This is a genomic window from Sphingomonas sp. CD22 (assembly GCF_034556155.1).
GTDB lineage: Bacteria > Pseudomonadota > Alphaproteobacteria > Sphingomonadales > Sphingomonadaceae > Sphingomonas.
Window position 1 is genome coordinate 55,688 of the sequence record NZ_JAYDYX010000004.1, and the last position, 25,441, is coordinate 81,128.

23 protein-coding genes are annotated in these 25,441 nt (G+C 65.7%); 8 read left to right on the forward strand and 15 right to left on the reverse strand.

What is annotated here, in order from left to right; genetic code table 11:
• The first annotated feature begins 40 nt into the window (after positions 1–40).
• Both SFC76_RS09000 and SFC76_RS09005 read left to right on the forward strand, forming a co-directional pair.
• A complete protein-coding gene (locus SFC76_RS09000; RefSeq protein WP_322849145.1) occupies positions 41–271 on the forward strand; it encodes a hypothetical protein in 231 nt (76 codons plus the stop codon).
• Positions 268–669, forward strand: a complete 402-nt coding sequence (locus SFC76_RS09005; RefSeq protein ID WP_322849146.1) for a PIN domain-containing protein — start codon at positions 268–270, stop codon at positions 667–669. Before SFC76_RS09000 ends, SFC76_RS09005 begins: the two co-directional genes overlap by 4 nt.
• A gap of 6 nt (positions 670–675) precedes the next feature.
• On the opposite strand, the gene SFC76_RS09010 is transcribed toward SFC76_RS09005, so the two are convergent.
• Positions 676–1,347, reverse strand: coding sequence for an RBBP9/YdeN family alpha/beta hydrolase (locus SFC76_RS09010; protein ID WP_322849147.1), 672 nt, complete (start codon positions 1,345–1,347; stop codon positions 676–678).
• 200 nt (positions 1,348–1,547) lie between these two features.
• Between SFC76_RS09010 and SFC76_RS09015 the strand changes: the two genes are divergently transcribed.
• The 5 genes from SFC76_RS09015 to SFC76_RS09035 all read left to right on the forward strand — a co-directional run bounded on the left by SFC76_RS09015 (position 1,548) and on the right by SFC76_RS09035 (position 4,636).
• Complete coding sequence (locus SFC76_RS09015) at positions 1,548–2,282, forward strand: TlyA family RNA methyltransferase (protein WP_322849148.1); 735 nt, start codon at positions 1,548–1,550, stop codon at positions 2,280–2,282.
• An 89-nt stretch (positions 2,283–2,371) separates the two neighbouring features.
• Positions 2,372–2,923, forward strand: coding sequence for a TspO/MBR family protein (locus SFC76_RS09020; RefSeq protein WP_322849149.1), 552 nt, complete (start codon positions 2,372–2,374; stop codon positions 2,921–2,923).
• Positions 2,924–2,957: 34 nt separating this feature from the next.
• Complete coding sequence (locus SFC76_RS09025) at positions 2,958–3,242, forward strand: accessory factor UbiK family protein (protein WP_322849150.1); 285 nt, start codon at positions 2,958–2,960, stop codon at positions 3,240–3,242.
• A 96-nt stretch (positions 3,243–3,338) separates the two neighbouring features.
• Positions 3,339–3,842: a YbjN domain-containing protein gene (locus SFC76_RS09030; protein ID WP_038658848.1), complete on the forward strand. Its 504-nt coding sequence runs from the start codon at positions 3,339–3,341 to the stop codon at positions 3,840–3,842.
• A complete protein-coding gene (locus SFC76_RS09035; RefSeq protein WP_322849151.1) occupies positions 3,842–4,636 on the forward strand; it encodes a pyrroline-5-carboxylate reductase family protein in 795 nt (264 codons plus the stop codon). Before SFC76_RS09030 ends, SFC76_RS09035 begins: the two co-directional genes overlap by 1 nt.
• Positions 4,637–4,753: 117 nt before the next feature.
• Here SFC76_RS09035 and SFC76_RS09040 read toward each other — a convergent pair whose 3' ends face one another.
• From SFC76_RS09040 to SFC76_RS09080, 8 genes are all read right to left on the reverse strand, one after another.
• The gene (locus SFC76_RS09040) at positions 4,754–5,956 is read right to left on the reverse strand and encodes a Ca2+-dependent phosphoinositide-specific phospholipase C (RefSeq protein ID WP_322849152.1); all 1,203 of its coding nucleotides are present in this window, start codon (positions 5,954–5,956) and stop codon (positions 4,754–4,756) included.
• 47 nt (positions 5,957–6,003) lie between these two features.
• Complete coding sequence (locus SFC76_RS09045; RefSeq protein WP_322849153.1) at positions 6,004–8,391, reverse strand: TonB-dependent receptor; 2,388 nt, start codon at positions 8,389–8,391, stop codon at positions 6,004–6,006.
• Positions 8,392–8,492: 101 nt separating this feature from the next.
• On the reverse strand, positions 8,493–9,848 hold the full coding sequence (locus SFC76_RS09050; RefSeq protein WP_322849154.1) for an MFS transporter: 1,356 nt from the start codon (positions 9,846–9,848) through the stop codon (positions 8,493–8,495).
• A 56-nt stretch (positions 9,849–9,904) separates the two neighbouring features.
• Positions 9,905–11,377 carry a TetR family transcriptional regulator gene (locus SFC76_RS09055; protein WP_322849155.1) on the reverse strand — a complete coding sequence of 491 codons (1,473 nt, stop codon included), beginning with the start codon at positions 11,375–11,377 and terminating at the stop codon, positions 9,905–9,907.
• A gap of 42 nt (positions 11,378–11,419) precedes the next feature.
• Positions 11,420–11,941: a TonB family protein gene (locus SFC76_RS09060; RefSeq protein ID WP_322849156.1), complete on the reverse strand. Its 522-nt coding sequence runs from the start codon at positions 11,939–11,941 to the stop codon at positions 11,420–11,422.
• 1,019 nt (positions 11,942–12,960) lie between these two features.
• On the reverse strand, positions 12,961–13,353 hold the full coding sequence (gene uraH / locus SFC76_RS09070; protein WP_322849157.1) for a hydroxyisourate hydrolase: 393 nt from the start codon (positions 13,351–13,353) through the stop codon (positions 12,961–12,963).
• A 40-nt stretch (positions 13,354–13,393) separates the two neighbouring features.
• Positions 13,394–15,271: an ABC transporter ATP-binding protein gene (locus tag SFC76_RS09075; RefSeq protein ID WP_322849158.1), complete on the reverse strand. Its 1,878-nt coding sequence runs from the start codon at positions 15,269–15,271 to the stop codon at positions 13,394–13,396.
• Positions 15,272–15,478: 207 nt separating this feature from the next.
• Positions 15,479–16,885, reverse strand: a complete 1,407-nt coding sequence (locus tag SFC76_RS09080; RefSeq protein WP_322849159.1) for an amidase — start codon at positions 16,883–16,885, stop codon at positions 15,479–15,481.
• Positions 16,886–16,988: 103 nt separating this feature from the next.
• Here SFC76_RS09080 and SFC76_RS09085 point away from each other — a divergent pair, with 103 nt between their 5' ends.
• Positions 16,989–17,561, forward strand: a complete 573-nt coding sequence (locus SFC76_RS09085) for a helix-turn-helix domain-containing protein (protein WP_322849160.1) — start codon at positions 16,989–16,991, stop codon at positions 17,559–17,561.
• A gap of 175 nt (positions 17,562–17,736) precedes the next feature.
• On the opposite strand, the gene SFC76_RS09090 is transcribed toward SFC76_RS09085, so the two are convergent.
• The 6 genes from SFC76_RS09090 to SFC76_RS09115 form a co-directional block, all read right to left on the reverse strand.
• Positions 17,737–18,999 carry a DUF2254 domain-containing protein gene (locus tag SFC76_RS09090; protein ID WP_322849457.1) on the reverse strand — a complete coding sequence of 421 codons (1,263 nt, stop codon included), beginning with the start codon at positions 18,997–18,999 and terminating at the stop codon, positions 17,737–17,739.
• A complete protein-coding gene (locus SFC76_RS09095; protein ID WP_322849161.1) occupies positions 18,996–19,808 on the reverse strand; it encodes a YihY/virulence factor BrkB family protein in 813 nt (270 codons plus the stop codon). Before SFC76_RS09095 ends, SFC76_RS09090 begins: the two co-directional genes overlap by 4 nt.
• Before the next feature lie 52 nt (positions 19,809–19,860).
• Positions 19,861–21,420, reverse strand: coding sequence for a L,D-transpeptidase family protein (locus tag SFC76_RS09100; protein WP_322849162.1), 1,560 nt, complete (start codon positions 21,418–21,420; stop codon positions 19,861–19,863).
• A 152-nt stretch (positions 21,421–21,572) separates the two neighbouring features.
• Complete coding sequence (locus tag SFC76_RS09105; protein ID WP_322849163.1) at positions 21,573–23,234, reverse strand: inorganic phosphate transporter; 1,662 nt, start codon at positions 23,232–23,234, stop codon at positions 21,573–21,575.
• A gap of 61 nt (positions 23,235–23,295) precedes the next feature.
• On the reverse strand, positions 23,296–24,711 hold the full coding sequence (locus SFC76_RS09110) for an alginate export family protein (RefSeq protein WP_322849164.1): 1,416 nt from the start codon (positions 24,709–24,711) through the stop codon (positions 23,296–23,298).
• A gap of 151 nt (positions 24,712–24,862) precedes the next feature.
• A complete protein-coding gene (locus tag SFC76_RS09115; protein ID WP_322849165.1) occupies positions 24,863–25,318 on the reverse strand; it encodes an EF-hand domain-containing protein in 456 nt (151 codons plus the stop codon).
• Between the last annotated feature and the right edge of the window lie 123 nt (positions 25,319–25,441).

Here is a 25,441-nt window from a genome sequence, read left to right on the forward strand (position 1 = left end):
CCGTCTCGTACCTGTCACGACATTATGGTATGAGCGGGTCATGAAGCTGACCAAGACATCGGATGGCTATATCGTGAAGGTCCCCGACGAGGTCGTGGCCTCGTTGGGGCTGCACGACGGTGACGATGTGAGCCTGACCCCGCCGGGCGTGATAACCATCCCCGTATCCGACGAGGCACGGGATTCCGCTATCGACCGGATGAAGAAGCTCGCTCGCCCATTACCCCCCGATTACAAGTTCGACCGGGAAGAAGCCAACGCGCGCCGATGAGCGCCTTCTTCGATTCCAATATTCTGGTCTATGCGTTCACGGACGATCTGCGAAGCCTGGTCGCCTACCAGCTGCTGCAGCAAGGCGGCGTCGTGAGCGCACAATCGTTGAACGAACTGGCGAACGTCCTGCGCCGCAAGCAGGGCTGGGACTGGCTGAAGATCGGATTGGCCGTCGAAACCGTTGTCGATCGATGTCCGAGACTCGTCGTGCTGGATCTTGCTCTCCACCAACTCGGCCTGCGTCTGGCCGAACGCTATACCCTCTCGATCTACGACGGGATGATCGCGGCGGCGGCCGTCGTCGCCGGGTGCGACATTCTCTATTCGGAAGACATGCACCACGGCCTCGTCATCGACGGGCGCGTCCGGATCGTGAACCCGTTCGCGCCCGGCTAACGTGCCTCAGCGCCCCAGATAATGCGCCTGCGCCGCTTCGGTGGCGTTGATCGCGAGGATCGAGCGTGCATCGCTCGCCGGGCGGACGCGGCCGCTTCTGTCGGTACCCGCGGCGATCACCCGATTGAGCAATTCCTGGCCCTCTTCCCACCAGCCGATGCCGCTGGCGGCGTTGAGGTGCCCCTGCGGCCCGGCATCGATGAAATGGCTGCCCCATTGCGCCGAGAGGCTGTGCGCGCGGTCGATGCCGATCCACGGATCGTCGCTCGACGCGACGAGGATCGACGGAAAGGGCAGAGGCGTGCGCGGCGTCGGCGCGAAGCCGCGCAATTCGTCGGGCGCGCCCGGCCGGTCGACGTCGGCGGGCGCCACCAGCAGCGCGCCGGCGACCGGCCAGGCATAAGGCTGCGGGCTCAGCTCCGCCCACCACGCCACCGCGAGGCAGCCGAGGCTGTGCGCGGCGAGGATCACCGGCGCCTCGGCGCGGGAAATCGCCTGGTCGAGCTTGGTCACCCAGGCATTGCGGTGCGGCGTGTTCCACATGCCGAGCTCGACGCGCAGCGTGTCGGGACGCGAATCCTCCCACAGCGTCTGCCAGTGCGACGGCCCGGAGCCGCCGAGGCCCGGCACGGTCAGGATGGTCGGTTGCACGCTTTCGAAACTGGAAAATCCGGTCATGGCTGCATCTCCCTCCGTGTGAAAGGGCGTGTCGGGCCGGCGTTCGGACCCTCCGTCCTCCACACCAACACAACCGCGAAGATAATCCTACTGTTCCACTAGGCAATCGCCGATGCGCCCAATGGAAGGCGGCGAGCGCCGGAGCGAAGGACTGGAGCATGCGGGGTGACGCGGGCGCGCGTTCGGCGCTAGGGGGCGTCATGGCAAAGACCCGTGCGGACCAGATGCTCGTCGATCGCGGCCTCGCGGAATCGCGGACCCGCGCGCAGGCGCTGATCATGGCGGGGCTCGTGTTCGCCGGCACGCGCAAGGTCGACAAGCCGGGACAGACGTTCCCCGACGACGTCGCGCTCGACGTGCGCGGCCGCGATCATCCCTGGGTGTCGCGTGGCGGCATCAAGCTGGCGCATGGACTGGACCATTTCGGTTGGGCCGTCGCCGATGCGGTGGCGATCGACGTGGGCTCGTCGACCGGCGGCTTCACCGACGTGCTGCTCAGCCGCGGTGCGGCGCGCGTCTATGCGGTCGACAGCGGCACCAACCAGCTCGCCTGGAAGCTGCGCCAAGACCCGCGCGTCATCGTCCACGAACAGACCAGCGCGCGTATCCTCACCGCCACGCATATCCCCGAAGCCATCGAGCTGATCGTCTGCGACGCCAGTTTCATCGGCCTTGCCAAGGTATTGGAACGGCCGATGAGCTTCGCCCGGCCCGGCGCCCGGCTGCTGGCGCTGATCAAGCCACAGTTCGAGGCGGGACGGACCGAGGTCGGCAAGGGCGGCGTCGTCCGCGATCCCGAGGTGCGCACCCGCGTCTGCGACACGGTGGTCGCGTGGCTGTCCGCATCGGGCTGGCCGGTGGACGGTGTGGTCGAGAGTCCGATCACCGGGCCTGAGGGCAATGTGGAATATTTGGTCGCCGCGATACGCGATTGATCTACAATGGGAACGATCACCGATACGGGTGCTTTACGAAGGCTGCGCGTCGCGGCAAAGCAGACGTGAACGCTGTTGAGGAGCATCGGGTGGGCGGGATCGCTTCAAAGGGGCAGTTGCGGGTGTCGTTCCTGCGCTGGGCCGTCTTTACCGTACCGCTGATCCTGTTGCTCGGCTTCGCCTCCGGACGGGCGGTGCCGGCGGGCGCCGACAACGGCTGGTACGTCGCGTTGCAGAAGCCGGCGCTGACCCCGCCCGGCTGGGTCTTCCCGGTAGCCTGGACCTCGCTCTACATCCTGCTCGGCCTCGCGGTGGCGATGATCCTCCATGCGCGCGGCGCGCGCGGGCGGGGACTGGCGCTGGCGGCCTTTGCGGTCCAGTTCGTGCTCAATCTGGCGTGGACGCCCTTGTTCTTCGGCATGCACCAGGTCGGCGCCGCCCTGCTGGTCATCGTCGCGATCCTCGTCGTCGCGACGATTACTACCGTGTTGTTCGGTCGCATCCGCCCGCTCGCCGCCTGGCTGATGGTGCCCTATCTGGTGTGGATCAGCTTCGCCGGCGTGCTGACCTGGCGGATCGGCCAGCTCAACCCCGACGCCGAAACCCTTGTGCCGGCGGCGCATACCTCCCAGATGCTTTGACACGTTCGCATCGTTTTTTCGGGATCCTTTCGATATGCAATCCGACAACCGCCTGTTCGACGATCTGGTGAAGCTGGTGAATGGTGCCGCCGGCACGCTGGCCGGCGTCGGCCGCGAAGCCGAATCGGGTGCGCGGGCACGGGCGCGCGAATGGATCGGCGGCCTCGATTTCGTCAGCCGCGACGAATTCGAGGTCGTGAAGGCGATGGCCGTCGCCGCACGCGACGAGAATGACGCGCTGAAAGCGCGGCTCGACGCGCTCGAAGCGCGGCACGGCACCACCGCGACGCCGTCCGCCGACCCGGTCCCCACCGCCTGACCGACTTTTCCACAGCTTTATCGACAGTGTTGTCCACGACGGGGTTGCCTGGGCGTTTTTGCCTAGGCAGCCTTGTCGTGCGATAGAGGCGTAACGATGCTCGACCACGCTGAACACGAATCCGAACCCGACGCCCCGATCGACATGCTCGAGGCTTATTATGCCGCGCATGGCTGGGAGCATGAGCGTCACGACGACGAGATCGTCGCGACCGTCAAGGGCAGCTGGACCAGCTACGAATTGCGCGCGCTGTGGCGTGAGGACGACAGCGTCCTGCAATTCCTCGCCTTCCCCGACATCAAGGTCACCGATGATCGCCGCGCCGCGGTCTACGAGGCGATCGGTCTGGTCAACGAGCAATTGTGGATCGGCCATTTCGAACTCTGGTCGTCCTCGGGCGTGCTGCTCTACCGCCATGCCGCGATGATCGACGGCGAGGAGGAGGGCACGATGTCGCTAGGCGCCACCGAATTGCTCGTTGAATCGGCGATCGAGGAGTGCGAGCGCTTCTATCCCGTGTTCCAGTTCGTCCTGTGGGGCGGCAAGACCCCCAAGGAGGCGCTTGCCGCCGCGCTGATCGAGACGCAGGGCGAGGCCTGATGCGCCTGCTGATGGTCGGCGCCGGCAACATGGGCGGCGCGATGCTGCGCCGCTGGCTCGCCGCCGGCCTGTCGCCCGCCGACGTCACAGTGGTTAGCCCCAGCGGTCGCGCGATGCCCGACGGCGTCCACGTCGTGCCGGCGGTCCCGGATGCGGGGGAGGGTGGCTTCGACGTCATCCTGCTCGGCCTCAAGCCGCAACAGCTCGCGCTGCTGCGCGACGGTCCGCTCGCCGGCCACGCGCCGCGCGTGCTGGTGTCGATCCTCGCCGGTGTCGAGGAGGCGACGCTCGCCCCGCTCTGCAAGGCCGATGCGGTGGTTCGCGCGATGCCCAATCTACCGGTCGCGATCGGGCAGGGTGTTGTCGCGCTCTTCTCCACCGCCGCGGATGATGCGGCGCGTGCCGAACTGACCGAATGGATGCGGCCGCTCGGCCTCGTCGAGTGGATCGCCGACGAAGCGCAATTCGACGACGTCACTGCGCTCGCCGGTTGCGGTCCCGGCTTCGTCTTCCGCTTCGCCGACGCGCTTGCGCAGGCCGGCACGGCATTAGGTCTGCCGCAGGATCAGGCCGCCCGGCTCGCGCTGGCGACGCTCGCCGGTTCGGCGTCGCTGTCCGCCGAGGCCGACGTTACCCCCGCCACGCTCGCCGATCGCGTCGCCAGCCCCGGCGGCTCGACCCGCGAGGGGCTCAACGTCCTCGATCGCGACGATCGCCTCGTCACGCTGCTGACCGAAACGCTCGCCGCCTCCGCAGCGCGCAACCGCGCGATGGCGGCAGCGGCACGCGGCTAGACCGGAGCGGTCAGGAGGCGGCTCTGGTGGATTCCGGCTGGTGCGCAGGAGTACCAGTCGGCGGTTTCGAATCGTGAGGCTATGACGGCGAGGTCGGCTGCGCTGGCGCCGTTCCTCTCACCGGCCTCGCTGCAGCAAACAGCCAGCGGGTGCGTTGATCGGATTGCAGCGTGCGGCACCGCCACCGGGCAGGCGCACGACATAGGGCGTGCCGTAACCGTTGCCCGGCTGATAGAAATCCGTCGATACGATCTGCGCGCCGCTGCGAAACGCCAGATCGGCGCGGGTGCGATCGTTGACCCGTGCTTCGTACGTCTCGATATCGGCGCGGGCGCGGACGAGATACCCCTGCCTGACGAGCGACGGGATCTCCTTCGCCCGCATCGTCGCATTGTCCATCAGCAGGAATGCCGCATAGCTGTCCCCCGGGCTCGCGCGCAGGAAGGCGGCCCGTCTTTCGAGATTGGGATGGCCCTGATGATAGGCCGCCAGCGCAGCAGGATCGAGTGCGGTCAGCAGCAGGAAGACGAACTTGCCACGCGCGGCACGGACCGTCGGCCAGTGGTGCGCGCGAACCCCGGCCTCGAGCGTGGGATAACTTCCGCGGACCTCGTCGGGGGTGATCAGATGATCCCGGCCGATCACGTCGAAGATCGTCTGGTCCATCTCTGCAAATGCCTTGCGGTCGAACGGCAGAGGCGCGATCGATCCCGGAAAGATCGGCAACGCGTCGCTCTTCGCCTCGACGAGGATGAAGATCGGCTCGTGATCGGGATGGGCATCCGACCAGCGACGCAATTGACTAAGGCACGTGCGGAAGAGATTGCAGCTCGATCGCACGTCGAAATCGGCGACGTGGAACACTTTCAGGCCCGGTTTCTCCATGTCGGTGGTGTCCAGCGGCAATGGATCGACCACGCTCTTGGCCTTCAGCGCGGCATAGCCAGCGGGGTGCAGATAGCGGCCGCCCTCCGGATCGTTGTTGATGTCGATTTCCAGGCTGCGCATACCGGCATCGAGTTGCGCGGACAGGGACGTATATCGGTAATTGAGCCCCTGGGTCAGGCTGCCGGGATTGGGGTGATATTCGAGTGCGGCGGCTTTCGCGGCGCCGGTGAGGCTGCTCATGCGCGCAAGCATCACCGGCCCCACGATCGCCTCGGCCATCGCCATCAGCCGCGGGTCGATGCCCTGCGAATAACTGTTGTGCGTACCGACCACCTGAATCTGATTGATCCGCGGTTCGGATTCGGGGCCTTGCGCGGATGCGAGCGCCGCGGTCGCACAGCTTGCGGCGAGGCCGATCACCAGCTTCTTCATCGTCGTTCCCTTTCGGAGAATGTCCACCGTCACCGCCGGACCGATCGTCAAAAGTTGATTTTCACGAAGCCGCCGAGCGTCCGATACGCGGCCGGGGTGCTGCAATGCAGCAGGCCGAGCGATCCGTAGATCTGGTAGCCGGTCGAGAAATAGGTATCGAACAGGTTCCGCGCATAGACGCCGACCTCGACCGTATCATCGATCTTGGCGACGCTCAGGCGCGCATTAACCAGACCGTAAGCGGGGATGAAGGAATAGCTGGCATTCGGCGTCGAGGTGCCGTCAGCATTCCTGACCGGTGGCGCCAGCCAGTCGCCGAGCAGCGCGCCGGTGACGGTCTGCGTGGCACTGCGATAGGCATAATCGATATGCGCCTTCACCTTCAGATCTGCGCCGACCTCCGTATTGTAATCGCCGTTGATCGTGAACGACCAGCGCGGGGCGTTGGTCAGGCGCGTGCCCGTATAATTGGCGGTCGGGCTGGCGACATAGACGGTGAATTTCGAATCGTTGTAGGTCACCGCTCCGCCGAGCGAGAGATCGCGCGTCGGCTTCAGCGCCAGCGATGCCTCCACGCCGCGCGAGCGCAGGCCCGGTGCGTTGCCGATCGCCGAGGCGAGGATGAAACCGCCGATGCCGGTGGTCACCGGGGTCAGGATCGTCGCCTGGAAATCGGTATAGGTCGAGGAATAGAGATCAAAATTGAGCCGCACGCGGCGATTGAGAAATTCCGATTTGATGCCGGCTTCCCAGCTCTTCACCGATTCCGCATTGTACGGATTGAACTTGTTGCCGACGAACGCGATGCCGCCGGGCTTGTAGCCGGTCGAATAGGTCGCATAGAGCATCACGTCGGGGCTGATCGCGAATTGCGGTGCGATGCGGTAGGTGAACTTGCCGCCGTTGCGCGACCCGTTCCGAAAGTCGGCGGTCGGCGCCGCGCTGGGCGCGGTGAAGCTCGGCGAATAGCCGGTGATCGGTAGCGGATCGGTATCGTAATAGCCGATCGACTGGCCGTTCCAGTCGTAATTGTAGCGGCCGCCGAGCGTCAGGCTGAGCTGTGGCGTGAAGGTGAACTTGGTCTGGCCGAACACCGCTGCGGTTTCGTTATAGGATTTGAACCGCACCGTATTGCCGAGCAGCGCGCCGGTGACGGGATCGTTCGCGCCGGTGTTCGCCGATAACGTCGGGCGGCCGACGCCGTTCGCGTCGAAGACCGGCGCACCGAGCGGACCCCATTGCAATTGAGTCTGCGTGGCGTTGAGCCGGTTGTAGAAGGCGCCGACGAGATATTCGAGGAAATGCCCGGTCGACGAGGCGATATGGACCTCCTCGCTGACTTTGTTCGAGCGCAGCCGGCCCATGTTGAAGGGCAGATAGGCGTTGACGTTCGCCGGCAGCAGATCGGCGGGCGTATCGTTGTCGTAGACCGTTTCGCGATAGGCGGTGATCGAGGTCAGCGTCACGTCGCCGAGATCGTAAGTGGCGTGCAGCGACCCGCCTTTGTTGGTCATGCCGATCGAGCCGAGATAGCTGTCGAGCGAGTCGGTGTTCTTCTCGTTCGCCACCACGCCGAGCGCGGCCATCTGCGCGGTGATCGCCGCGGAGGGCGCGAAAACCGAACCGGCCGGACCGCCGACCGGGGTCCGCACCGAGGTGTCGTAATGCCGCGTATATTCGCCGGCGAGCACGAATTCGAGCGCGTCGAGCGGGCGGTAGAGCAGTTTGGCGCGCACACCATATTCGTCGACGCGGTTGAGGTTGCGGTCGAGCGTGACGTAGCGGCCGGCACCGTCCTGGCCCTGCTGGAACGCCGAGACGCGCAGGGCGGCGCTGGTACCGACCGGCAGATTGACCGTGCCGTTGACGATATGGTCGTTACGCTCACCGTAGCTGCCATAGGCATTGCCGGAGAGCTGGCCGATCACCGGGGCATTGGTGGTGAGCGAGATCACGCCCGACGTCGAATTCTTGCCGAACAGCGTCCCCTGCGGGCCCATCAGCACATCGACGCGCGCGATGTCGACGAGGCCGATCAGTCCGTTGTCGCGCTGGTTGTCCATGACGACGTCGTCGACGACGACGTTGACCGACTTGGCATTGGAGAGATCGAACGACGAGCTGCCGACGCCGCGGATCTGGAAGGCCGCGCCCTGCGTCGGGTTATATTGCACGCCGGGGACGACATATTGCAGGTCGGTCAGCCCGATATAGCCGGTCTTCTGTAATTGCTCGCCGCTGACCGAGGTGATCGAGATCGGCACAGACTGCGCCTTTTCGGGGCGGCGCTGCGCGGTGACGACGATGTCGGTGAGGCCGTTGCTATCGTCGGTTGACTGGGCGGGCGCCGACGCGCTTTCGCTGCTCTGCGGCGCAGCCTGCGCAAACGCTTGTTCAGCAACTGCGCTGGTGAGGAGCAGGGCGGTCCCGGTCATCAAGCCCGCTAATTTCGAAGTGGTCACTCTGAAATCCCCCGATTGCCGTCGAGTCGCCGGCAGGCATGGCGATCGTCTACGGGTGATCCGTGACAGGAGAATTACACTTGTTCAGTCGACGTTGATTCCGGTTCGGCCGGCGCTTGCGGTGCGGGGGCCGCCGCCTGCTCCTGCCGGTATCGCCGGACGAGCCGGAGCGATGCGGTCATCAAGATCAACGCATACAGCGCCGGCATAAGCTGCGCGGCGACATACGGGTGTTCGGCACCGTGCGCCGCGGCCGGATCGAAACCGAGCAACCGATAGCCCGCGAACAGCACACCCGTCGCCAACGCGGCGCATAGATTAAAGGGCAGGTGGAAGGCGGCATAATACGCCGCGGCGCGCGCACTCGCATCGTCGGCACGCGCCGCCAGATCGAGCCGATCGCCCAGCAAGACCCGCAACGCCATGAAGTCGATCGCCGATACCAAGCCGAACAGCGCCGACCAGAGCATCAGCGCCGCGGGGCGGCCGGGAGGAAGTGCGATCAGTGCCATCGCCAGCAGCAGATTGATCCAGCATATGACCCGCAACGTCTGGATAGGCGGCACGCGGGACCCATAGGTAATGACGGCGGCGATGCCCACCGCGGCACAAATCGACTGAAGGAGAATGCCCGTCGGTCCCCATTCGGGGATCGCCAGCGCCGCACCGACAAGATAGAGGTAGCCGACAGTCGTCGTCGCGGTGTGCGCGCCATTGAGCGCGAACAGGCCGGCGAGCCGGCGGTTACCGCGGGTGGCGAATAGCAGGCGTATCGGGGCGAACAGCGCAGCGCGGCGCAAGCCGCCGGCGGGTTCGGCCCGGTCGGGGACCAGCGCAATCAGCCCGAGATGGGCAAGCGGCGTGGCGACGAGCAGCGCGATCAGGATCGCGGCAAAAGGAGACGGCATTTGCCCGGCCTGCATCACGCCGATCAGCGAAAAGGCCACGCCGCCGCCGATACCCGCAAGCGCGCGCAAACCGAACACCTGCGCGCGGCCCCGATTGTCCTGCGTAGCCTCCAGCGCCCAGGCGCCATGCGTGACGTTACAGATGGCCCAGCCGGCGACCAGCGGCAGCATCGCGAGCGCAAGGGAGAGGAGGCCGCTCGACCTGTCGAGTGCCAGCAGGGCCACGCCGCCGCCGACACTCGAAACGGTGCCTCCGGCCATCCACAGCGTCCGTGCGCCGACCCGCCGCCATCCCCGGTCGCACAGCCCGCCGGCGATCATCTCCGCGGGGATAGATGCAAGCCCGACGAGCATGACCAGCCAGCCGACGTCGCCGATCGGCATGCCGAGATCGTAGGAGAGATAGGCCGCCAGAAAACTGCGACGCGCCAGATCGTATCCGGCGAACACGAACGTCGGTAACGAAAGCGCGAGCAGCCGCACGCGCGACGGCGCGCGCAAATCTGTGGGCCGGCGTGGCATGGCGCCGCCTAGGCGTTGGATATGCCATTCCGATGACAGCCGCGTCCGCGGCGGGATTACCGGGTTTCGGAGTTCCACGCGTCGAGGGCGGCAAAGGCACTGCGATGATATGCGTCTTCCGGCAGCGCGCGGCCCATAGCGACCATCCGCATGCCGAACAACGCGATCGACACGACCTGCGCGGCGGCGCGATCATGCCCGGCGGCGGCGCCCCGGCCGAAGCCCAGCGCTTCCAGGTCAATCGGCCGGATATTCTCGCCACGGCGTCGCCGCATGTCGAGGGCATAGGGGATCAGGCTCGGCTCGCGCATGCTGGCGAGCGCGATCATCGACGTCGCCTTGACCAAGTCGCTGGCCTCGGCGTCGTCGGTGGGCGCAGTTCCTCCGGCGCGGGCGCGATCGCGCGCGCCGTGGAAGCGGGCGATGACCGCATGCAGCCCGGCCACCACTAGCGCCGCCCGACCGCCGAAATGGTAGACAACGGTCGATGCCGGCACCCCGGCGGCGGCCGCCACCGAGCGATGTGTCGCCGCGTTCATGCCCTGCGAGACGATGATCCTAGCAGCGCTGTCGGCGATATGCTGGCGTTTCGGATCGTCCGGGGCGGGGATCGGTAGATCGTCCGGCGCCATCATCGCGATCAGCCGCGCGATCTCCGGCCCGCCGCGATGGTCGTGCGCAATCGATCCGTCGGCGAACCGCTGCAAGCACAGCACGCGCAACGCCGCATAGGCAGGGTCGCCGCCCGCGCCCAGGGCGAAACCCGCCTCGTCGAGCATATAGCCGAGTGCGAGGTCGGCGAGCGCGGGCACGCCGAACACCAGCGTCGACCAGAAGATCCCGGCGCGCGTCAGCCATTGGTCGAGTCTATCCGACGCGACGTTTCCCAAGGCGCGACGATGGACGAGCTCGATCAGGATGATCGCCTGTTGCCGGCTCGCTATCGTCCAATCCCGGAAGGCGAGGTCCGCCACAGCGGCACGCGTGCGGCGGTCTCCGGCTGCGATGCGCCCCGCAAGGGCGGCCCAGCGATCGAAGAAATGCTGGTCGCGCTCTGCGGCCAGATCGATCACGCGCTCGATCAGCTGATCCTTGGCGCCGATCTTCGCCGAGATCACGCCGACGCTCACCCCGAGGCTCGATGCGAGCGGTCGAAGCGTCAATCTGGTCAAGCCGCGACGAACGATGATATCGATCGCTGCATCGACGATCGCGTCACGTTCGATGCCGTCCCCGCCGCGGGTGTCCCCTTCGTCCATATGGCAGGCGCTAGCGTACGTCGTGCGCAGCGTCACCACCGATCGGGGCGCCTGTAGTCGTAATCGGCAACGTCGCTCGGGGAGCGCTTCACTTCCGCCTCGATCAGCGCATCGGTCGCAGCCGCCGGTGCGAAGGCCAGATCGGCTGGATTGGGCTCTTCCTGCGGACAAGCGACCACCGTAACGACGGCGGTATTGCCATAGGTCGTTATGTCGAGCGGGCGATGCCTTCCGCCACGAACGACAGGTTCTCCGCGAGGCGCAGTTCACCGCCCGCAGAGCCGGTGAACTGCGACCCCCGAGGACGCCGGTTTAATCTACAGGTTTGTCCGGCATCCGAGCCAGGGAGGCCAGGAGGAGCGGCCTGTCATTGGCACTGGCGATCCGCTCCGAAGGACTTTCGCGATACGCCTTGTTGGCGGCCACCACTTCGCGCATTTGACCCTCGGTCTGCGCGAACAGAAGATGAGCCTCGATAAAGCGGCCGGCCGTAATGCCGATCGGCATCACGCTGATCCGATCGAGCTTCGCCACGGCGCTAAGTGCCGCATTGTCCAGCAGTCTGCTACCCGACCTTCGCGTAATCTGCATACCGCTGAGGCTGCCGTCGGCGTTCATGGCAAAACGAATCCGCACGAAGCCGTGCACGGGGTCCGTGCCGAGGATGGCAGCCGGGTACCGCATCGTGTCGTCGAGCTTACGCGAGAGCTTCGCCGCCCAGACAGGCACGGTCGGCGGCGCCGTAACCGTAATCTCCTCGATCCGCTTCTTTGCGTCGGCGTTCGAAAAAAGAATTTGAGAAGCAGACATTGCGATCAACAGAATCTTTTTCATTTTCGACCTCCTTTTAGTAAGGTGATCGGCCATCAGACACGTGCGTAAACCTGCGGGCATTCCACATGGGCGCTTTGGTCGATAAGAAAAGCGTGGTCTGCGGTCGCGCTGTTCTCGGTGCAATGCCTTCTGCCTGTCGATCCGAAGAGTCAACAAACGTGGGTTACGGATTCTCGATTTATTATAAATCTATGCTTGGGAAGGTCGAATGTCGTCTTAATTATCGACGTAGAAAAGATAATGACACCTATTCTTACCATTGTTCTATTATGCCTATGCAATTGCGAAGACCGCGGGGAAGGCTCCATCGCAAACCGGTTGAGCGCTGTTGCATAAGCGAGAGGACGACAAGCTCCGGCTCTGTCGGCGGACACCAAGCAGCGCCGGCGCGGCGCTCCTGCCGAGCCAACCTTCACGGTTTTTCTTACGAAGAAGTCGCTGCCGCGCTGCGTCGTCGCTGACCTGTCCGGCGTCATGAAGACGCTCAGGGGGCGCCCGTCCGTATCGCTGATGCCGTGCAGCTTGGTGTTCATGCCGCGCTTGGTGCGGCCGATCGGCTGACGCGCCCCCTGAAACTCTGCCAGTTCGTCCGACGGACGTTGATGTGCCTTGTCGTAGCACCGCATGTTGGTGAAGATGCGCACGAGCACCGGGGAGCAACCATCATGCGTCGTCGAACTTTACTTGCCGCCGTGCCGGGTGCGGCGCTGTTGCCCGGTTCTTTCGTCGCGGAGGCACAACAGGCGGGCGAGGGTGTAGCCGGTGGGCAGGGAGCGCCGGGCCCAGGGCAGGGGGGCGCGCCTCAATTAGCGGCGCCGGCACTCCCGAAAAACGCTGGGAAGCCGGTACCGATCGCTTCCTGCGCCCGGATGTCACTGCGGGTGATCGGCCGGTCGGGGCCAGTTTCGCGTCACGCACGGCGGCCTATGGCCTCAACGGCGCCGCGCAGCGCAGATCAAACCCGATCGGATGCGCGATCCTGAACACCGGCGCCGTGACGGCAAGCGCCGCGCTCATGATCAATTGCCGCGATAGGTCGAATAGCCATAGGGGCTAACGACGACCGGTACATGGTAGTGGCCGGCCTTGTCGCCGACCCGGAACGTCAACGTGATTTCGGGAAAGAACGGTGACGATGCGGCATCGGGATAGCCCGACATATCGAACTGGAGCCTGTAGATGCCGACGTCGAAAGCCTTGGCATCGCCGAAGCTGCGAACGCGTCCGTCGGCGTCGGTCGTAGCGGCACCGACCTTTTGCCATCTGCCATCCGCATCACGCTTGGAAAGCACGACGGGCACCGCCTTGCCGCCGACGCCGCGGGCGAGATCGAGCACATGGGTCGAGATGTCGGCCGCCGCGGCAGGCGTCGCGACGGCGCCGATGAGCAGGGCGAGGGCAATGGTCTTCATGGGTGGAATCCTTGCTGACGGTCGATAGTGGAAAGGGTTGTCACCGGTAGCCTGCGGCCTGAAGTTCGAACAACTCGGCGTAGCGACCTCCGGCAGCGAGCAGATCGGCATGGGTCCCGGATGCCTCGACCTTGCCGTCGCTGAGCACCAGGATGCGGTCCGCCATGCGTACGCTGGAGAAACGGTGCGAGATCAGCACCGCCGAGCGTCCCGCGCTCAATTCGCGGAAGCGCTGGAACACCTCGTACTCGGCGCGCGCGTCCAGCGCGGCGGTGGGTTCGTCGAGGATCAGGACCTGAGCATTGCGCATATAGGCGCGGGCGATGGCCATTTTCTGCCATTCGCCACCGGATAGGTCGACGCCGTTCCGGAATCGTTTGCCGATCATCTGGTCGTAGCCGTCCGGCAGCTTCGCGACGACGCCGTCGGCGAGCGAGGCCGCGGCCGCGGCCCGGATGCGCTCGCGATCATCACGCGCCTCGATACGGCCGACCGCGATATTGTCGGCGGCGGGCAGATTGTAGCGTACGAAGTCCTGGAAGATCACGCCGATCGCGGCGCGCAGACCATCGAGATCGTATTCGCGCAGATCGCGTCCATCGAGCAGGATGCGGCCCTCCACGGGATCGTAGAGCCGAGCCAGCAGCTTGACGAGCGTGGTCTTGCCGGCACCGTTCTCGCCGACCAGCGCCACCACCTCACCCGGCGCCAGCGTGAACGACAGGTGCCGCACCGCCCAGCGTTCGGCGCCCGGATAGCGGAAGCCCACATCGTCGAAGACGAAGCCGTGCCGGACCGGGTCCGGGAACGGCAGCGCCTGCTCGGGCGAGCGGATGCCCGGTTCGGTTCGGAGGAAGGAGAAGAGGTCGTCGATGTACAATGCCTGCCCGGCGGTCGAGGAAAAGCCGGTGAGCAGGCCCTCCAATAGCCCGCGGAGCCGCAGGAACGACGCCGCCAGGAAGGTGAGGTCGCCAATGGTGATCGACCCGGTGACCGCGCGCCAGGCGATATAGGCATAAGCGGCATAATAAGCGATCGTGCCGAGCGCCGCGAAGCCGGAACCCCAGACCGCGCGGCGCAACGCCAACCGTCTGCTCGCGTCGTAGGTGTCGCGCGAGATGGTTCGGTAGCGATCGATCAGGAAAGAGCTGAGGCCGAAGATCTTGACCTCTTTCGCCGTGTCCGCGCTGGCGGCGACCTGCCGGACGTAGTCGAGCTCGCGGCGTTGCGGCGTACGCAAAAAGCTGAGCGCGTAGCTCAGCGCGTTGAAGTGAGCCTCGCCGAGGAAGGAGGGTATCAGGGCGATGGCGAGCAGGACGATAAGCCAGGGTGCATAGACGACGAGGCCGGCGGCGAAGGTCACGACCGTGACGATGTCCTGAGCCTGGCCGAAGAGCTGCCCCATCAGCGACATGCGGCCGCTCGCCTGCATACGCGCGCGATCCATGCGATCCTGGAAGGCGGCATCTTCGAAGTCGGCGAGATCGAGCGTGGCGGCGTGCTCCATCAGTCTTACGCTCGCGTCATTGCTGACCCGGTCGGATAGAAGACCGTCGACGAGCGACACCAATCGGCCGAGAAGGTCGGCGGCGACCGCCAGAGCGAATTCGGCCAGCAGCAGCGCCTCAAGCCGGCCGAGCAGGCCGGAGCGCAGCCAGCTCGCGAGCCCGACCGGTTGCGCCGTCAGGTGGGTCAGCTGCACGACCTCGTCGATGATGAGCTTGCCGACGAACAGCGTCGCTACCGGCAGCAACGCCCGCACCAGCCGCACGGCCACCGTCGTGGCGGTGAGCAGCCGGCTGCTGTTCCAAACCATCGCGAGGAACGGCGGGAGATTGCGCAGCGCGCCCAGCCGCTCGCGCCAGGTCGTCGGCCGGGGTGGAACACCGCCGCGACCCTGTCTGACACTATCGGCCATTCAGCCGCTCCGACACTTCAAGCCGAGCCCATTTCATGCCGGGGTGCGGGAGGTGCAAAGGTCATCGGCATGACGATCCGATACACAATCGGCGGTCTCAGGGGTACTCGCTGTTTCCCTTCGAACGCCGCCGGGAGGCCTTGCGGGAATTCGGGCGGCCGGAGCCGGCGAGCGCCCCCGGAGACACCGACCGGGGGCACTTCACCGTCATAGGAGAGGGCGCAGATGGCGCACCGGGCTGACGCCTTCCAGCAGCGAAGCCACGTGCAGGATCGTGGATTCCGCAAGCCAGCTACCGACGACTTGCACGTTGATGGGCAAGCCCTCCGTGCTCGTGCCAAAGCGCATCGAAATCCCCGGCAGTCCGGTGAGGTTGAGTGGGACGGTGGCACCCTGAAGATAGGTCGCGTCGACGGTCTGCCCGTCGATGACGAAGGTGTCGACGCCATGTTTGTGTGCCGGGATCGGCAGCACATGGGTGATGAGGGCGTCGAAATCGCGGAAATATTCCGCATAGCCGTCACGGATGCGTTCGACGGCCTGCTCGGCCTCGATAAAGTCGGCCATCGACGTGTCGGGCAGCGACAGCATCGTCTTCGCCATCGTGTACATCTGGTCTTCGTGACCGGTGGTCGCCGCGCGGAAGGCGGGCTTCATTTCCATGACGTGGATCCGGTTGAACGCGTCCAGGGCGAAGTCGCGCTCCAGCGCCGGAATGCCGACCTGCTCGACGTGGATGCCGAGATTCTTCAGCGCCTCCGCTGCGGCCCTGACCGTCGCCGTCACTTCGGCGTCGACCGGGCCGAAACCCGGGCCGACCATCCAGCCCACGCGCAGCGGGCGATCGGGCTGGCGCCCGATGCCGGCGTCGAATTGCACGGTGCTGGTCGCGAAGGCATCATGGCCGTCGGGACCCGCAAGCTGCGAGAAGGCGAGGGCGAGGTCGCGTACCGACCGCGCCATCGGGCCGACGTGCCAGAAGCGGCGGGGTGCACGCGGCCAGATGCCGGTCATCGGCACCCGGCCGTGCGTCGCTTTCATCGAGGTGATGCCGGTCTGTGCCGCTGGACCGCGAACCGAGATAGCGAGATCCGTGCCGAGTCCGATCGGTGACATGCCAGCGGCAATGGCGGCGGACTCGCCACCGCTGGAGCCGCCCGGCGTGCGGGTCACATCCCATGGATTGTTCGATCGGCCGGAGAGAAGGTTGTCGCTCTCGATCCAATAGGAGAACTCGGGCAGGTTGGTCTTGCCGAGCAGAATGGCACCGGCCGTCTTCATGCGGGCGACGCTGGTCGCGTCGGCATCCGGCCGCCGGCCTTTGAAGATCGGGGAGCCGCGCTGCGTCAATACGCCCGCGGTGTCGATCGAGTCTTTGACGGTGAACGGCACGCCGTGCAGCGGACCGAGGTCTTCGCCCGCCAACACGGCCGCTTCCGCGACCCTCGCCGCCGTCATCGCGCCATCGGCGAGGGTTACGAAGGCGTTGATCGCCGGGTTCACGGTCTCGATTCGATCGAGGTGCTTCTGCATCACCTCCACGGGGGACACCGCCTTTGTGCGGATCAGCTCGGCAAGACCGGTTGCGTCGGAAAAGATGATGTCGTCGCTCATAAATGCCTCCTACCTAACGTTCGTTAGGGAGTGATTGCTAGGTCTTCACAATGGAGCCGTCAACGGCTAACTAACGATCGTTAGGTAGGCGCGTGGAGCGGAAATGGTAGCGACGACGAACGTGAAGGAAATCATCCTCACCGAGGCCCGGCGGATCGCGCAGGCGCATGGCTATAACGGCATGAATTTTCGCGAACTGGCCGACCGCGTCGGCATCAAGCCGGCGAGCATCTACCATCACTTCGCAAGCAAGGCCGCCCTGGGGGCTGCTGTCGCCAAGCGCTACTGGGAGGATGCCGCGGCCGATCTCGATGCGATCCATGCCGAGGAGGAAGAGCCCAAGGCATCGTTGCGGCGATACCCGGAGGTATTTCGCCGGTCGCTCGAGAGCGAGAACCGGCTGTGCCTCGGCAGCTTCATGTCGGCGGAGCATGACGATCTGCCGGAGGCCGTCATGAAGGAGGTCCACGCCTTCACCGACGTCAACGTTGCCTGGCTCAGCCATATGCTTGTGTCCGCCGGGATCGCCGACTCGACCGGAGCGGCAGAGGCGCAGGCACGGGCGATCTTCGCATCGATCGCGGGTGCGCAGCTCATGGCGAGAAGCCGGTCCGACATTGGCTTGTTCGATAACCTTGTCGACGCCTATCGACAGACGGGTCTGCTGCCGGCGTGAAATCCCGGCCCGGTAGCCCGATCGAACGCCGGGGCGCGGAACGGCGCGATTGTGGAGGCGGGAAGTGCCGTCTCATCGGCTCCGACATCCGCCGATCCAGCATCGTAGAACATCGAGGGCGGGGGAAGGGCAGGCTGAACGTCCGCTTGTGGGTCGGTCGCGCCGGTATTTGATGTCAACCATCGCCCGATCGGCGGGCGTGCCATAGGCTTTCGAATCGTTGCTCGAACGTAGCCACGTCGTCCGGATCCGCCATTGCCGATCTGACCCGGTTCGCATGGCGCGTTGCCCAGCGTTCGATGTCTTCCCGAGCCGCTGGCATGTTGGCATGCATCGCCGCCAGCGTGTTGGTCAGGCGCAGCGACACCTCTACCTCCTCGCCTCCCTCGCGCAGGATGGGGCCGAAGGCATCGGCCAGCATGTCCGACATCGTCGGTCGCGCGATATGGACCGGATAGGTCTTCTCGTCGTGCGGGGCGGCCGCGGCGTCGTGACGGAGCGTCAGGAAGACGCGCAGCAGTGCATTCAATACCTCGATGCCGGTGCCGGGGTCGTTCGTCGCCGGTGCCAGCGCACGGCTGGCGATTTCCGACAAAGCGATCAGGCCCAGTCGCGGGTCCTGATCGAAGCTGCGATGCCGCTCGATCGTGAAGGCATCGATCAACGCGGCGTGGACGTCGCCGGCTGCGTCGCCCTCGACATGAAGAAGCGTGCGGGCGGGATGCATCATCGCTCCGGGCAGAACCGAAACGTGGATCGTCAGATCATGGCGCCGGCCAAGCGCACCGAGCGCGGCCACGTCGATATGGGTGATGTAGCCGGTCTGCGGGGCGGTCAGCGCCACGGCGTCGTCGGGTATGCGGATCGCAGGATGCCCTCCCAAATGCGGGTGCTCGACGAACGCCGTCATCGCTTTCGTCGCCGCGTCCTCGACCCGGTCGATCACATCGGCCATGCGACCGAACGCGGTGATGTGGCCGATCCAGCGCAGCAGCGTGCCGACGACCAACAGGATGATGACCACGGTCGCGGCGAACAGGATGATGCGCCCGTCATGCCCGTAGGCGCTGGTATTCAGCCCGACGATTCCCACCATCGAGAAGACGAACGCGCCGAGGAACGTCGACAGTGCATTCTGCGACGTCGGATCGCTGACCATCAATTGCGTGGCGCGGGGGGTGGCGAGCTGCGTCGCGGACGAATAGGCGCTGACCATCGCGGTGAGCGAAAAGGTCGTGACCGCCAACATGCTGGAGGCCATGATCTGGAGGATCGTGCCGACCGAGCGCTGCCCGATGTCCGCGGTGAAGGTATAGGGCAGGTACGGCGTGATGACGCCGGCGACGATCGCCAGGGCCACGCTCAACAGGCTGATGATCGCCGCGCGGAACCAGATCTGCCTGATGATCCGGCGGAGGATCCATGAATATTGTCTCATGCAATGCGCTCCTTTATCCGGTCGCCGGTATGGCGCATCGCCTCGGCGTTCAGGCGGGCGCCAAGCAACAGGCTCCATGCCGACACCATCAGCCAGAGCATCAGCACCACCACCGCGGACAGCGAGCCGTAGGTGTCGTCGAACCGCGCGAACCGCGCGACATAGGCGCGGAACGCCATCGTTGCGGCCAGCCACAGGATCACCCCGGCGATCGTGCCGGGCAGCGCGCAACGCCAGGGTATCGCCTCGGAAGCGGGTGCATAGCGATAGATGACGATCAGCCCGCCGCCCGCGCCCAGCGTCAGCGAACCGAACAGGATGACCGCGGAGGCGAGGCGGGCGCCGGGCAGGCCGTCCGGGACGTAGCTTTGCAGGAAGGCGAGTATCGACAGTGAGATGAGGGCGGTCAGCACCAGCGCGGCGCAGCCTAATACGAGGCATGTCGAGACGAGCTGCCGTCGCAGGCCGCGTCGTTCGCGTTCGATCCGATAGGCGAGGTTTATCCCGTGCAACAGCGAGCGGCCGGCCCGCCGCGCGCTGAACAGCGTGATGCCGACCGACAGGATCAAGGTCGGGATCCCGCCGCGATCGCTCAGCAATGTGGTGTCGAGATTGGCAGCGACGAGGCGCTGCGCGTCGCGCGGCAGGATCGCGACGAGCTTGCCGAGATTGTCCGCGACCACTGCGGGCGGCACGAACATGCCATAGGCTCCCGCGACGAGCCCGATCAACGGGATGAGCGCGAGGAAGGCGGCGAAGGCGATCGAGCTGGCGGCGATGCCGAAATCGTCGCGGACCGCGCTGCGCACGGTTGCGGACAGGATCGGGATCGCCGTCAGGATGCGACGGCGACCGTCGCGGCTAGGGCCCAACGTCGATCGCCCGGGCTTCCGCACGCCGCGCCGATCCCTTGGCAAAGCCCAGTTGCTCGGCGATCGGGTCATTCCAGCCATAGGGATCGGTGCGAAACGCGACCGCTCCATCGTCGCCGACATAGACGTTGTGATAGAGCAATCGCACCGGGATGCGCTTGGGCAGCGGCACGAACGTCGTTTCGCCGCTCGCCTGCGCGGTTTGCCACGCCTCGGACACGCCTTCGTCGTCTGCGAGCATCTGTGCGAAGCCCAGCGCGTCCGCGACGCGGACACACCCATGGCTGAGGTGGCGCTGGCTGCGCTCGAACAGCGCCGGTGCCGAGGTATCGTGCAGATAGATCGCCTGGTCGTTCGCCATGTCGAACTTGACGAGGCCGAGCGCATTGTCGGGTCCGGGCTGCTGCACGATCCAGCCGTCGCGCAGGATCATGTTGTGCGCTTGCAGATAGTCGCTGCCGACGTTCGCCATCTCGCCGTTCTGGATCGATTTCGGCACGGTCCAGGTCGGGTTGGCGACGAGCCGGAAGATCGGCGAGGCAAGCGCGGGCGTCTCATGGCCCGGCTCGCCGACCACGACCTTGCGCGTATCCGTGAGCGTGCCGTCGCGATAATAAGAGAGTTGCGCGGCGGCGGTGTTGACGTCGATCCGCGTCGCCGGCGGCGTGCGCGCCAGCCAGCGGCGACGTTCGAGCGCCACGGCAAGGCTTCGCGCCCGATCGCCGGGGCCGAGGTTGAGCACCTTGCGCGTCGCCGGGCCGACGACGCCATCGGCGGCGATGCCATAATCGGTCTGCAGGCCCTTCAGCGCGTCCGCCATCGCCTGCGTATAAAGCGCGGGACTGGCGGGCGCGGCGGGCAGTGCCGGCGCGGCCGTATCGAAGGATGCCGCAGGTTCCGTCGCGACGAGATAACCGCTTTCGGCGAGCTGGCCGGCGATGGCGGGAACGCGCGCGTCGCGATCGCCGACCCGGATGAGCCCGCCCGACAGGGGCTCGACCGGCCTGCCGGTCTCCGCCGCGCGGTCGAAGCGTACATACGCGTCCGACAGCGCACGATAGTCCGCGTCTTGCGGAGCCAGCGACTCCAGCCATTCACCCAGATTACCCGCCGCGAGCGCACTCCTAAGACCCGCAACGAGATCGATTTTCGGGCGGGGCAGCGTATAGACTTCGTGCAGCGATGCGGGATCGACGCGGCCGACGGCGAGCGCCTGCGCATAGTCGAGCGCTGCCCGCGACAGCGCCACGTCCGCGTCGGCGGAGACCGGATCGCCCGCGTCGGCGACCGTGAACGCCAGATGATCGAGGCCGTGCCGACCGCGATCGGCCAGCGCCTTGGTCAATGCCTGCGCGGCGTGCGACGACCACAACGCCCGCCATTTCGATTGCGTGTAGAGCGACCGTAGCTGCGGATCGGCAACTATGGTCTTGTCGATCGCAGCGGCGGTGGCTGGTTCGGCGGCAATGCCGGCTCCTCCGGTCTCCGCATACGCCGCTCCGGGGGGCAGGATGATGAGCAGGGGAACCAGGCAGAGCTTCGGGAACATGAACGGCATCATGGTCCAACGAGCGAACCGGCCATCAGGATCATAACCGAGGGGTGTGGATCATAAAATCGCATATGGTCACGCGCATAGCCCGAACCATTGTCGCCCAAGCGGGAAACCGGGGAGGCGAATGACCATTTGTCGGCCGAGATTTACGTCAATCCCATCAGCCGGACGAGCGTGAGGAGCAAAGCGTAGAGGCCCGCCGACAAAACCATCGCCGCCGGCAGGGTCATGATCCACGCCAGCGCGATGTTGCGTATCGTGCTGCGTTGCAGTCCGGCGCCATCGGCGACCATCGTGCCGGCGACGCCGCTCGACAGGATGTGCGTGGTGGATACGGGCATGCCCTTGAACTGCGCGAGGAGGATCGTGCTTGCCGCGATCAGTTCGGCCGCAGCGCCCATGCCGTAGGTCAAATGCGCTTTGCCGATCTTTTCACCGACGGTGACCACGATGCGCTTCCAGCCGATCATCGTGCCGAGCCCGAGCGACAATGCGACGGCGATCTTGACCCAGGTCGGAATGTAGCGCGTCCCCTTCTCCAGCAAATGCTGATAGGCGGTCAGCGCCTTGGCGCCGCCGTCGGGGAACCGTGCCGCCGCCGCGTCCTCTTTCTCGGTCATCAGCCGTACGGTGTCGTAGACGAGGTACATCTCGTTGCGCACGTTCTTCGTCTGTGCCGCGGGCACCTTGCGGAGCGAGCCATAGCTTTTCAGATCGTTGACGATCTCGCCCGATACGGTGTCGAGCGCGGCGTATACCTGGGGCGCGTCGGTCCGGCGGGTGCGCAGCGCCTGTTGCAGGACCGCATGCGCCCGACGCGGAGCGATCGTCTCGCCTGCCGCTTTGGCGCGGAAGACGCCTTGCGCCACCGACGCCGTCTGGACGAACGCCGGCGTCGAGCTGTCCGGCATGGTGCGGTTGAGCGCGTAGGCAGTGGGGGCGACGCCGATGAGGATCAGCATGATCAGCCCCATTCCCTTTTGCCCGTCGTTGCTGCCGTGCGCGAAGCTGACGGCGGTGCAGGTGAAGACGAGCAGGGCACGGATGTGGATCGGCGGCGGCTGGTCGCTTTTGGGTTCCTCATAGAGCCGGCGATCGGGCAGGACGCGCTTCATCGCCCAGAGCAGAAGCATCGCGCCGACGAAGCCGATCACCGGGCTGACCAATAGCGCGAGCAGCACGCTTTCCGCCTGGCCCCATTCGACGCCCGCGGTCGGGCCCGCACCGCTCGCCAGCCATTGGTTGGCGACGCCGACGCCCAGCACCGAACCGATCAGCGCGTGGCTCGACGAATTGGGCAAGCCGAGCAGCCACGTGCCGAGGTTCCAGACCACCGCGGCGATCAGCAGCGCGAAGATCATCGCATATCCGCCGGCGCTGCCGACGTTGAGGATCAGGTCCACGGGCAGCAGCGTGATGATGCTGTAGGCGACGGCGCCGGTCGACACGAGGACGCCGATGAAATTCCAGGTCCCCGACCAGACGACCGCGAACACCGGTTTGAGCGAATGCGTATAGATCACCGTGGCGACCGCATTGGCGGTATCGTGGAAGCCGTTGACGAATTCGAAGCCCAGCGCGATCACCAGCGCCAGCCCGAGGAACAGGAACGCGCCGATCGCCAGGGGTTCGCCGACGCGCTGCGTGTCGAGCACGATGCTGGTTCCGGCATAGGCCAGTCCCGCCAGCAGCACGGCGAGGAAGCCGATCGTCGCGGCCGGATGCACGTTGTGATCGAGGCGGATCCTCGGTTCGTCCGGCGCGGTGGCATCCGCTTTCGTCGTGTCGATCGCCGATGCTGCTGTCATCTTAGGATGCTCCTGCTTCCCGTGCTGCCGCTACGCATGGCAGCGCAAATGGCTCCGATGGTCAGAACGTCACCTGGACGTTCGTCTCGATCAAGCGGGTGAGATCGTGGTCGCGCGCCAGCGCCTGCGGCGCCTCCCTGAGGAAGCGACCCTTGAAGAGGAGCGCCGCATTGCTCTCCAGCCGCAGGTGATCGGGGATCAGCCACAGGCGGAGGCGGCCCGAGAGCTGCTGCCCGGCAAAGCTGCCCGATCTGCCGGTGCGATCGACGACATTGTAGAAACGGTCGTACCGCGACGCGAGCCAGAGGCCGCGATAATCGGCGAGCAGTTCGACGCGCTTGCCCGGCTTCGCCTCGAACCGCACCCCGGGCGCGCTGAGATTTTCGCGCGCCACGCCCGCATAGGTCCCTGACGGGCCGAGGTCGTCGCGCCGGCTGCCGAACAGCGTATCGAACCGCGTCAGCCTGCCGCCCGGCCGGTCGCCGCTGGCATAATCGTAGAACAGGCTGACCCGCGGTTTGAAGCGATGCGGAAAGGTATAGCCGATCGCCGCGTGCGCGAAGCCTGCGGCGACGCGCGCGTTGGTCGCGGTCGCCATCGTCGAATCGCTGGCGCGGCCGGCCTGGAAGACGCCCTCGAGATCGTAATCGACGACCCGCGCTACGGATTCGCGGGCAAGGCGCGCATCGAAGGTGTTGAGGTGGCGATCGGCGGTCGTGCGCCCCGGCGAATCGCGTTCGACGAGCCGGTAAAAGCCGAGTTCGAGCTGCGCCGCGCCGAGCACCGCCTTTCGCCGGAGGAGACCGCCGAACAGCACGTCATCGAACGTCTCGCGGTCGATCCTCACCGCATTCCGCCGGATCGCCTCCGCCGCGTCGGGAAGGCGCTCCTGCGGCAGGACGTAGAACAGCGTGACCGCATGGTTGCGATCGGGATCGAGCTCCACCTGGATGCCGGTGAAGCCGTTCACCGTGTTGCGATATTCGTCGGTAGCGACGAGCCGGCCCGAGCCAAGGTTGAGCAGGAACCGCCCCGCCTGCACCGCCAGCCGGCCGCCGAGGCCGGGCGTATCGTCGAGCCGCAGCTTGACATAGGCTTGTGGCACTTCGAGCGCATTGACCTCGTCGCGGCCGATCTGGCTCGTCTTGCCGATGTCGTACCCGCGGCTGTCGATGAGTTCGGCGCCGATCGCGAACGGCCCCGGCCCATATTCGGCGGCGATGCCCGTTCGCAGCAGGACGACGTCCTCGCTGGTGGCGTAGCCCGGCCGGGGCCTGCCATCGACGGTTTCGTAGCGCAGCCGGCTCGACGCGGTGACGAGCAGGCCGGTCTCATCCTTCTTGGGGGCGGTTTCCTCCTTCCCGGGCTTCTCGACCGAGGAAGCGGGGGACGCAGGCAGCGACTGCGCTCCGACCGCCGCGGACGTGGTGGCGGCGATCAGCACCGCGAGCGCGAAAGGCGGTCGAACGATAAACATCAGACATGTTTGGAAACATTTAGCTGCCTTTTTATGACAAGGCGGATGGTGATGTTCGTTTGCCTTAACATTCCGTCGGGCCAGCTGCCTCAGCCGTTCGACCGGATGCGCCTAGCTGAACGCCGATCATCCGGCGAGAAAGGCGATATTTCTACGGTTTCGTCGAGAGTCCAGCCGTGGCGCAGGCTGCGCCGGGTTTGCACGGTAGAGGCTTCCACCCCGCCATGTCGGCCTGCAATGCCGCTACAGCCCGTGCGGCATATGCGCCGCGCTCTTCAGCGCTGAGAGCGCCATCATGATCTATGTCGGCTTCTGTGAACGCGCGATCCGCGCCTGCAATGGCTTCTTCGAGAGAGATGCGCCGGTCGTGATCGGTATCTGCCAGGTCGAATTGGGAGCGGGCAAACCGATCGTCCGCAGGCGGTGCAGGGGGCGACCCCTTTGGTAGCACCATGGCACCCGCAGCCGCACGGATCTCGGCGAACGTGACATAAGAATCGTGATCGGCGTCCATCCTTTGGTGAAGGGCGATCGCGGCCGCTTTATTCTCAGCGCGGGTTTGTCCGACTGCCGGAGAGAGGCCGATCAAGAAGGGGAGCAAGATCATGAGCCGACACTGTGAACCGCCGTACGTGACATGATGATGTCTCGCTTATGAAAGCCGGCCCGAGCGGCGAAACGTAAGCTGGTCCGATCGAAAAGCGCTATTGCCGGACCTTCGCGGTCCAAG